The organism is Mixta sp., from assembly GCF_024610815.1.
Taxonomy (GTDB): domain Bacteria; phylum Pseudomonadota; class Gammaproteobacteria; order Enterobacterales; family Enterobacteriaceae; genus Mixta; species Mixta calida.
This window is the reverse complement of sequence record NZ_JANION010000079.1, coordinates 1-2,646: the sequence shown is the minus strand read 5'-3', so window position 1 is coordinate 2,646 and position 2,646 is coordinate 1. Positions and strand designations below refer to the sequence as shown.

The 2,646-nt window shown below is 50.2% G+C and carries 2 protein-coding genes; both read left to right on the top strand.

The genetic code is table 11. The features are described 5' to 3' along the window. Positions 1-82 precede the first annotated feature (82 nt). Positions 83-1,738, top strand: coding sequence for a methyl-accepting chemotaxis protein (locus MYY08_RS05045; protein ID WP_288013613.1), 1,656 nt, complete (start codon positions 83-85; stop codon positions 1,736-1,738). 167 nt (positions 1,739-1,905) lie between these two features. Next, entirely contained in the window at positions 1,906-2,628 is a 723-nt protein-coding gene (locus MYY08_RS05040) for an RNA polymerase sigma factor FliA (protein WP_190296833.1), read from the top strand. Positions 2,629-2,646: the final 18 nt, after the last annotated feature.

Below are 2,646 nucleotides of genomic sequence, written 5' to 3'. Positions count from 1 at the left end.
AGAGTGAGCGATAACGATCGAACAAAAGTTGTAATCTATTGATAATAAAAGATAAATTAAGGCAAAAGATTAAGGATAATCTATGCTTAAAAATATAAAAATTGCCACAGGCATTAATGCTACTTTTTTTACGTTGGGTTTTTTATTAATCACTATGATCTGTTTTGGCTATTACAATGCCTTACAGTCTAATCAGCGTTTCGACCATCTCGCCTTAACCAGTGAAAAGTTCAATCAACTCAATACGGCGGTCCATGATATTAACGGATCGCTGGAGCAGATTTACCTGCTGACGTTTCTGAGCGGGCAGGGACAGACGCTGGATCAGGAGGCAATCGCTCACGCGCAACGCGCTGTCGCCAGGGCGGAAGAAGGGCTGAGGAAGATCGAGACGCCCGGAAACGACGATAAAGAGTCGCATCTGCAAACGTTGAAGCAACATGCCGATACGCTGCTGGGTCTTATCCGCGCGCGTCTCGATCATATCGGCAACCCGGATCTGCTGCTGGCCGATATGAACCAGATCGCCACTGCCCGTGACGCCTTCGACGCCGATCTGACGCGTTACGGCGAGCGGTTCGGCGCCCTGGTGAACGATATGGAAGATGAAGCGCACGCGCACCATTACCGTTTCACCACGCTGGCCATCGCCGCAGGCGTCATATCGCTGATAATGGTTATTGCGATACGTCTATGGTTAAGGCGCGAACTGTTCCAGCGTCTGGACAGCACGGTGAAAACATTTCAGGTCATGGCGTCAGGCAAGCTGGACAGGGTTATTGAGATCGGGGCGGATAATGAAATTGGCAAGATGTTCGCCGAGCTGGAGAAACTGCGTCAGTGGATTACCCAAACCGTTTACGGCATCCGCACCGGCGTCGGTGCTATCAGCGCCTCGGCACAGGAGATCGTCAACGGCAATAGCGACCTCTCCTCACGTACCGAACAGCAGGCTTCTGCATTGCAGCAGACCGCCGCCAGCATGGAAGAACTGAAAATTACGGTGCGCCAGAATGCGGATAACGCCCATTCGGCCCGTCAGCTGGCGGAGAGCGCCAGCGGCTACGCCCGTAACGGCGGCGAGGTCATGGCGAGCCTTGATGAAATTATGCGCAAGATTATCGACAGCTCGCGTCAGATTGCGGATATCAACAACGTGATCAACAGCATCGCCAACCAGACCAACATCCTGGCGCTGAACGCCGCTGTCGAAGCGGCGCGCGCAGGCGAACAGGGACGCGGCTTCGCCGTGGTGGCGGGTGAGGTGCGTAATCTGGCGAAACGCAGCGCCGACGCGGCAAAAGAGATCCACACGCTCATTGATACCTGCGTAACGGATATGCATAACGGTTCGCAGGGCGTCGATCAGGCGGGCACGGCGATGCGGCAAATTATCCAGTCTATTATGCAGGTGACGGATATTATGTCCGAAATCGCCTCCGCGTCGGATGAACAAAGCACCGGAATTAACCAGATTGCTCAGGCGGTCAATGAGCTGGATTTAGTCACCCAGCAGAATGCCGCAATGGTTGAGCAGGCGGCGACGGTGGCGGAAAATATGGAAACCCATGCGGAGCAGTTAAGGAATAGGGTAGCGCATATTATTCTGGAAGATGAGGAAGGCGATGCCTGGCTGGAAAATAAACACCTGACAACGGTGCCCGATTTAAAGGAAAAAAATCGCAAAGAAACTGAGCTGGATCATTTTAAATCAGAAGAAGCGTGGGAAAGTTTTTAATTTTACGCTTTCCTTTACTCCTAAAGAGTTAATATGCCTGATGAAGCCTTTGCCGTAATGGTAATGAATTGAATTAAGTAAATTCGTAAGGCTTTATCGGGCTATGTTTAGTTGAGGCAATGAAAGATAATTAAAGTATTACTCATGACAGGATGGATAATGTCATTGTGAATGGATTATATACCCCTGAGGGTATGGTTGATAAAAATGCGCTATGGAAAAAATATGCTTATCTGGTCCGGCACGAAGCTTTACGGCTTCAGGTAAGACTTCCCGGCAGCGTAGAGCTTGACGATTTGGTGCAGGCTGGCGCTATCGCCCTTCTCAATGCCATCGATCATTATGACCCGAAAAAGGGCATTGTCTTCAGCACCTATATTACGCAGCGTATTCGCTGGGCTCTGATTGATGAGCTTCGCGAACGCGACTGGGTGCCGCGCCGCATTCGCAGCAATGCCCGAGAGATCGCGGCGGTTATCCGGCGTATTGAACAGAGAACTGGCCAACCGGCAAAAGAGGCCGACGTCGCGGCGGAAATGAACGTTACGCTGGAAGAGTACCAGCAGATGTTGACCGACACTAATGTCAGCCAGATCTGTTCCCTTGATGAATTAATGGAAGAGATGGCGGATCGGTTTGAACAGCCCGATGCGCAGCATGAAAAACTCAATCCGCTTAATGAAGCCACCAAGATAAGACTGGTGAGTCAAATCAGCGATGAGATAAAAGCGCTGCCTGAAAGAGAGCAAACATTACTGAATCTCTATTATCAACAAGAATTGAACATGAAAGAAGTCGGTCAAATATTGGGGATAACGGAAACTCGCGTCAGCCAATTACACAGCCAGGCGATTAAGCGTTTACGCTCGCGTTTGCAACTGGCCAGTTAACTTGTTAAAGAGTATAAG